The organism is Acetobacter malorum, from assembly GCF_002153605.1.
GTDB classification, from domain to species: Bacteria; Pseudomonadota; Alphaproteobacteria; order Acetobacterales; family Acetobacteraceae; genus Acetobacter; species Acetobacter malorum_A.
This window is the reverse complement of record NZ_JOPG01000005.1, coordinates 305,549-312,036: the sequence shown is the minus strand read 5'-3', so window position 1 is coordinate 312,036 and position 6,488 is coordinate 305,549. Positions and strand designations below refer to the sequence as shown.

Below are 6,488 nucleotides of genomic sequence, written 5' to 3'. Positions count from 1 at the left end.
AACCCAGACGACGGCAGCTCAGAGCAATATGCACAGGGTCAAACAGTGCGCATTCCACGAACACGTCCGTCGTGCCTTCATCCGCACCGGAAGCTTCCCCGCCCATAATGCCGGCAACGGACTGCACGCCGTTAGCATCGGTAATCACGCAGTCATCCGGCGTGACTGTATAGTCCTGTCCGTCCAGTGCCTTGAAAGTCTCTCCGGCACCGTGACACAGAGTCAGACGGCTGCCTGAAAGTTTTTTAACATCAAAGACATGAAGAGGGCGGCCAAGATCAAAACAGAAGTAATTGGTAATATCCACCAGCGTGGAAATGGACCGCAGACCAATGGTTTCGAGCTTACGGCGCAGCCATTCCGGGCTGGGACCATTTTTCACACCACGAATGGTACGCCCCAGCACCCACGGGCAGGCTTCCGGGTAAGAATTTTCCCATGTAATGGGGGACTCAAACGTCCCTTCCACAGCCTCGGCCATCCACGGACGCAGCGTACCCAGACCCGCAGCGGCGAGGTCACGCGCAATCCCGCGCACGCTCAGTGCATCACCACGGTTGGGGGTAATGGCGATTTCAATCACCACATCGTCCAGACCGGCAAAGTCAGCATAGGACTGACCGGGGAGCGTATCCTCCGGCAGTTCCGCAATGCCACCAGTATCTTCACCCATACCCAGTTCACGCAGGGAGCAGAGCATGCCGCCGCTGGCTTCCCCACGGATCTTGCCTGCCTTGATGGTGATATCCAGCCCCGGCACATAGGTGCCCGGCTTTGCAAAAATGACCGCCAGACCGGCGCGGGCGTTCGGCGCACCGCACACAACCTGCACATCATTCATGCCCGGTCCGGCATCCACACGGCAGACCTGCAGGCGGTCCGCGTTCGGGTGCTGCGTGGCTTCCAGAATACGGGCCGTCAGGAACGGCTCCAGCGCCGCACCGGGGTTTTCCACCCCTTCAACCTCAAGGCCAATCTGGTTCAGCTTGGCGCAGATTTCCTCAACCGTGGCTGAGGTTTCAAGATGGTCATACAGCCATGAAAGCGTAAATTTCATGTCTTACACCCCTTCGTGCAGCAGTGCGGGCGCAAGCGGGTCAGACCCGTAATGACGCAGCCAGCGAATATCACTCTCATAGAACGAACGCAGATCCGGAATGCCGTTCTTCAGCATGGTCAGGCGTTCAACTCCCATCCCGAAGGCAAAGCCCTGCCATTCACGCGGGTCCAGACCACAGTTGGCCAGCACGCGGGCATGAATCATGCCGGAGCCCAGCACTTCCAGCCAGTCTTCCCCGCCACCAATCTCACCCGTGCGGCGAGACCAGCCAATATCGACCTCCATGGAGGGTTCGGTAAACGGGAAGTAGGAGGAGCGGAACCGCACCGGCAGATCCGGCTTGTCAAAAAACACCCGCAGGAACTCAATCAGGCAGCCCTTGAGGTGCCCCAGCGTAATGCCCTGCCCGACCACCAGACCTTCGCACTGATGGAACATGGGGGAATGCGTCGCGTCATGGTCGGCACGATAGGTGCGGCCGGGGCAGATCACGCGGATTGGCGGCTTCTGGCTGAGCATGGTGCGGATCTGCACGCCTGAGGTCTGGGTGCGCAGCACGCGCGCAACATCCAGCCCCGGCACGGGCGGCAGATAGAACGTATCATGGTCGGTCCGGGCGGGGTGATGGTCCGGCGTGTTCAGAGCGGAGAAGTTGTGCCAGTCCGTCTCGATATCCGGCCCTTCTGCCACGCTGAAGCCCATAGCCCCGAAAATGGCCGTCATTTCTTCCACCGCGCGGCTGATGGGGTGGATATACCCCTGTGCCGTTGCTGGTGGCGGCAGGCTGACATCCACACGCTCAGCCACCAGACGGGCTTCGAGCGCCGCGGCTTCCAGCTCACGCCCACGGTCTTCAACGGCCCGTGTCAGGTCATCCCGCAGGCGGTTCAGCGCCACGCCACGCGCCTTGCGCTCGTCCGGGGCCATTTTCCCCAGTGCCTTGAGCAACGCCGTCAGGCGGCCTGATTTACCCAGAGTGCCAACACGCACGGCATCCCATGCCCGCATATCGGCCGCACCGGCCAGTTCCGACAGGACGTCCTGCCGGAGAATCTCAAGATCGTCGCTCATGAAACCTCACACGAGAGGGGAAAATGCTAGGAGGCGGATAGCCGCTCAGCCGCGCAGAGAAAACCCCTTAGCCAGAAAAACAGCCGCCGGAACAAAAAAGGCCGCCCTTGCGGACGGCCTTTTTCAGGGCAAATCGGCCAGAAGCCTCAGGCAGCCAGAGCGGCCTGAGCTTTCTTCACGATTTCCGCAAACGTTGCGGCGTCATCAAAAGCGATGGCGGCCAGAACTTTACGGTCGATTTCAATGCCAGCCTTGTCCAGACCGTTGATGAAACGGCTGTAGGTCAGGCCGTGCTCACGCACAGCAGCATTGATACGCTGGATCCACAGAGCGCGGAATTCGCGCTTTTTGTTCCGGCGATCGCGGTATGCGTACTGGAGAGACTTTTCAAGCCGTTCCAGAGCAATACGATAGTTTGTAGAAGACCGGCCACGGAAGCCCTTGGACATGTCCAGGACTTTTTTGTGACGAGCGTGGGTTGTTACACCGCGTTTTACACGTGCCATATCTCAGATGCTCCTCAAACCAGCCCGTAGGGTGCCCACTGCTTGACGGTACGACCGTCCTGCGGTGTCATCACCTGTGCGCCACGGTTGGTGCGCTTCATTTTCTGCGGACGCTTGATCATGCCGTGACGTTTACCGCACGGACCTGAGAGCACCTTGCCGGTTGCGGTGATTTTGAACCGCTTTTTGACCGACGACTTGGTCTTCATCTTGGGCATTTCTTTACTCCTGAAAGCTCGAACCGCGCCCCTCTGTTGCCAGAGCGGCAAAACACGGCCGGGCATGCCCCACAAGCCCGGACGCGTGTAACGAAGGCGCTGACATAACGGAAAGTGCGCAGAGTTTCAAGCGGCATCTCACCGGGATTTTTCTGCGCAACCGTGGTATAGTCCGCCACGGTCAGGCTGCCCCCGCCCCCAAACCGGGTGTCGCACTCCACACTGCGATGTGGGAGCAAGCCTGCGCAAAACACTGTTTCCTTGCCCCTGTCAGGCAACCAAACGCCCCTTTGCGCTTTATCCTGACCATTAAAGACTGTGTGCAGCACAGCCAGCCAGTGCGCTGTGATTGAAAGATTTTTAGCCTGCACCAGATCCGTCTGAAAACAGAACGAGGTACGCCAATTTCATGATTGCCCTTTCCAATACCACCCTCAAACAGCTTCCGCCGCAGGTTCTTACTACCGCCTATGACCGCCAAAAGACCACTCCGGGCATTGCCCATCTGGCCGTCGGCAACTTCCACCGGGCGCATCAGGCGATGTATGTTGATCGGGTATTGGTACGCCCCGGCCAGCAGGACTGGGCCATTGTGGGCGTCGGGCTGCGTGACAATGCGCGGGAAACGCGCCGGGCCGCCATCATGGCAGAACAGGACGGCCTGTATACGCTGACGGAATTTGCCCCGGATAACACGCACACCATCCGCGTTCTGGGTGCCATTACCGAATATGTGCAGGCCGCAAAGGACCGCGCCGCCGCGATCCGGCGTCTGGCCGATCCCGCCATCAAAATTGTCAGCCTGACCATTACAGAAGGCGGCTACTATGTGGATGCCAGCGGCAAGTTCATGCTGGACGATCCTGCCATTGCGGAAGATCTCAAACGCGATGTGCCGGAAACCGCTTTCGGGCTGGTGACGGAAGCCCTCCGCCTGCGCCGGGAAAGTGGCGTCGGCCCCTTCACCGTCATGACCTGTGACAACCTGCGCGATAACGGCACCGTCGCCCGCACCGCCTTCTGCGCGTTTGCAGAAGCGCGGGACCCGGCTCTGGGCGCATGGATCAGGGAAAATGTAACCTTCCCCTCCACCATGGTAGACCGGATCACTCCGTCAGTTTCCGATGCCGATATCACCCGGCTGGACGACATGAGCGGTGTTGCGGACCAGATGCCGCTGTTTGCGGAAGACTTCACGCAGTGGGTCATTGAGGACAAATTCTGCGCAGGCCGCCCGGAGCTGGAAGCCGTGGGCGTGGAATTTACGGATGACGTTGGCCCGTATGAGCAGGTTAAACTGCGCATGCTCAACGCGTCCCACTCCATGCTCGCCCTGCCCGGCGTGCTGATGGATTACGACACAGTGCCCCATGCCATGGCTGATGACGGCCTCGTCACCCTGCTGGAGCAGTTTCTCGCCAATGATGCCAGCCCGCTCATCACGCCACCGAAAGGCGTATCCCTGAGTGACTATGCGCAGCAGGTTCTGCACCGCTTCCGCAACCCCGCAGTGGGTGACCAGCTTCTGCGCATTGCCTCAGACAGTGCCTCCAAGCTACCGGTGTTCTGGACCGACACAGTGAAAGGCGTCCTGAAAGCGGGCAAAGACCATCGGCGCGTTGCCTTTGGCGTTGCTTGCTTTCTGGAATATCTGCGCGGTGAGACGGAAAGCCACAAAACCTACAAAATCGCCGAACCGGGCCTGCCGGATGCCGCCAAAAATCTGGCACTGAAAGACGATCTGGCCGCGGGGCTGACCATGCCGGTCTTCTCCGGCTGGGATCTTGATCAGTATCCGGCGTTTGTGGAGGATGTCACCAGACTGCGCCGCAGCATCCGCACGCAGGGCGCACGCCAGACACTTAAAGAACTCAGCCTGTAAATTTGTTATAACATATGGGTTCTGCTCGCTTTTTGGGGAGCAGAACCCTTTTCATAACTTAAGACGCGCTACAAACGCGCAAGAACACTCTCGAAGTCAGGCTTTTTATTACGCGACAGACGCATGCCTTGCATGCAAAAGAGCCTTTGTCCATATACATGAAAATATAGTCAAGAGAGAAACTGGCTGATTTCCATAACATTCTCGTGTTTCAAATAAATCTTATTCAGATTTCACCGCTTCACGCACAAACCTATGCGTTTATTTGCAACCCAAATCCAGATAAGTTTTGTCCTATATTAAATAACAGACCTTCAGACGGCAGGTTCCCGGACCTCCCGAAGAGGAGGGACTGGATGTTTTCAGTCTTTCAGCTTCGGCTGGCTGTCGTATGCACAGGATTGGGGGTAGAGTGATCAAACGTCTCTTAGCAGGAGCTGTCGGGGCTGGTGTCCTGGGTGGGCTCGGGTTTCTGTATTATGCATGGTATCCGCCAATTGCCCCGATAGAGCGGCCTGCGGCCAGCAGCTTCTCTGCGGAGCAGATTGAGCGCGGCCGTATTGTTGCGGCTGAAGGCTATTGTGCGGAGTGCCACACCCGCACAGACAATGGCGGCGGCCCTGAGCTTGCCGGTGACTACAAGATGGAAACCCCGTTCGGGGCCATCTATTCCTCCAACATTACCCCCGATGTGGAAATGGGCATTGGCGCATGGTCGGAAGAGGCTCTGCGCCGCTCCCTGCACTACGGCGTCTCCCGCAAGGGCGTGCATCTGATCCCGGCTTTCCCGTACGATCACTTCACCAAAATGACGGATCAGGACATTTCTGATCTTTATGCCTATCTGATGACACGGCCTGCCGTGCATATGTCCCGCCGCCCGAATGAACTCCCCTTCCCGCTCAGCCTCCGCATTGGTCAGGCTGCATGGAAGCTGCTGTTCTTCACCCCCGGCGTCTATAAGCCCGACCCCAGCCATGATGCGCTGTGGAACCGTGGCGCGTATCTGGCCGAAGGCAACGCCCACTGTGGCGCATGCCATACGCCGCGTAACCTGATGGGCGCTGAAAAGAAGGGCTCCATGTATGACGGGGCTGTTGTGGATGCGTGGATTGCTCCGCCGCTGAACGACAAGAACCCCACCCCGACCACATGGACGGAAGACGAGCTGTACCAGTATCTGCGCTTTGGCGTAGCGCCGCTGCACGGCCCGGCTGGCGGCCCGATGTCCCCCGTTCCGCACCGCTTCCTCTCTCAGGTGCCGGAATATGACGTGCATGCCATCGCGCATTACTATGCGGACGTAGACCACGCTGCAGAACGTCAGGGTCATGACAAAGCCGCCCTCGCCCGCGCCATGGAACAGTCCAAAAAGGACCTGATCGGCCCGAACACGCTGGACCCGGATGCCCGCCTGTATCAGGGCGCCTGTGGGGCCTGCCATTACAATGCAGCCCCCATGCCCGTCCTCGGCCGCCCGGATCTGGCTCTGAACAACGCGCTGTGGCTGGATGAACCGACCAACCTTTATCAGGTCATGCTGCACGGCCTGACAGCTGAAGAAGGCCAGTCCGGTATCGCCATGCCCAGCTTCTATAACGCTCTGTCCGATGCAGACATGGCCCGCATTGCTGCCTATCTGCGCCGCACACGCACCACGCTGCCGCCCTGGACAGACCTTGAGAAGAAAGCCGCGGAAATTCGCAAGACCGTTAAAACCCCTCCCGTTAACTCTTCTCACTAAGGCGGCA

At 58.9% G+C, this 6,488-nt stretch carries 6 protein-coding genes; 2 read left to right on the top strand and 4 right to left on the bottom strand.

Annotated features, from left to right (window positions below):
- From ytpR to rpmI, 4 genes are all read right to left on the bottom strand, one after another.
- A partial coding sequence (ytpR, locus tag HK23_RS03155) for a YtpR family tRNA-binding protein (RefSeq protein WP_143217466.1) occupies nucleotides 1–1,057 on the bottom strand: 1,057 nt, incomplete at its 3' end.
- 3 nt (nucleotides 1,058–1,060) lie between these two features.
- Nucleotides 1,061–2,131 carry a phenylalanine--tRNA ligase subunit alpha gene (gene pheS, locus HK23_RS03150; RefSeq protein ID WP_063908137.1) on the bottom strand — a complete coding sequence of 357 codons (1,071 nt, stop codon included), beginning with the start codon at nucleotides 2,129–2,131 and terminating at the stop codon, nucleotides 1,061–1,063.
- Nucleotides 2,132–2,277: 146 nt separating this feature from the next.
- Entirely contained in the window at nucleotides 2,278–2,637 is a 360-nt protein-coding gene (rplT, locus tag HK23_RS03145; protein WP_025825489.1) for a 50S ribosomal protein L20, read from the bottom strand.
- A gap of 14 nt (nucleotides 2,638–2,651) precedes the next feature.
- The gene (gene rpmI / locus HK23_RS03140) at nucleotides 2,652–2,855 is read right to left on the bottom strand and encodes a 50S ribosomal protein L35 (RefSeq protein WP_006557067.1); all 204 of its coding nucleotides are present in this window, start codon (nucleotides 2,853–2,855) and stop codon (nucleotides 2,652–2,654) included.
- 409 nt (nucleotides 2,856–3,264) lie between these two features.
- Here rpmI and HK23_RS03135 point away from each other — a divergent pair, with 409 nt between their 5' ends.
- Together HK23_RS03135 and HK23_RS03130 are read left to right on the top strand one after the other, a co-directional pair.
- Complete coding sequence (locus tag HK23_RS03135) at nucleotides 3,265–4,737, top strand: mannitol dehydrogenase family protein (RefSeq protein ID WP_086652816.1); 1,473 nt, start codon at nucleotides 3,265–3,267, stop codon at nucleotides 4,735–4,737.
- A 412-nt stretch (nucleotides 4,738–5,149) separates the two neighbouring features.
- The gene (locus HK23_RS03130) at nucleotides 5,150–6,481 is read left to right on the top strand and encodes a cytochrome c (protein WP_086652815.1); all 1,332 of its coding nucleotides are present in this window, start codon (nucleotides 5,150–5,152) and stop codon (nucleotides 6,479–6,481) included.
- Nucleotides 6,482–6,488 lie beyond the last annotated feature (7 nt).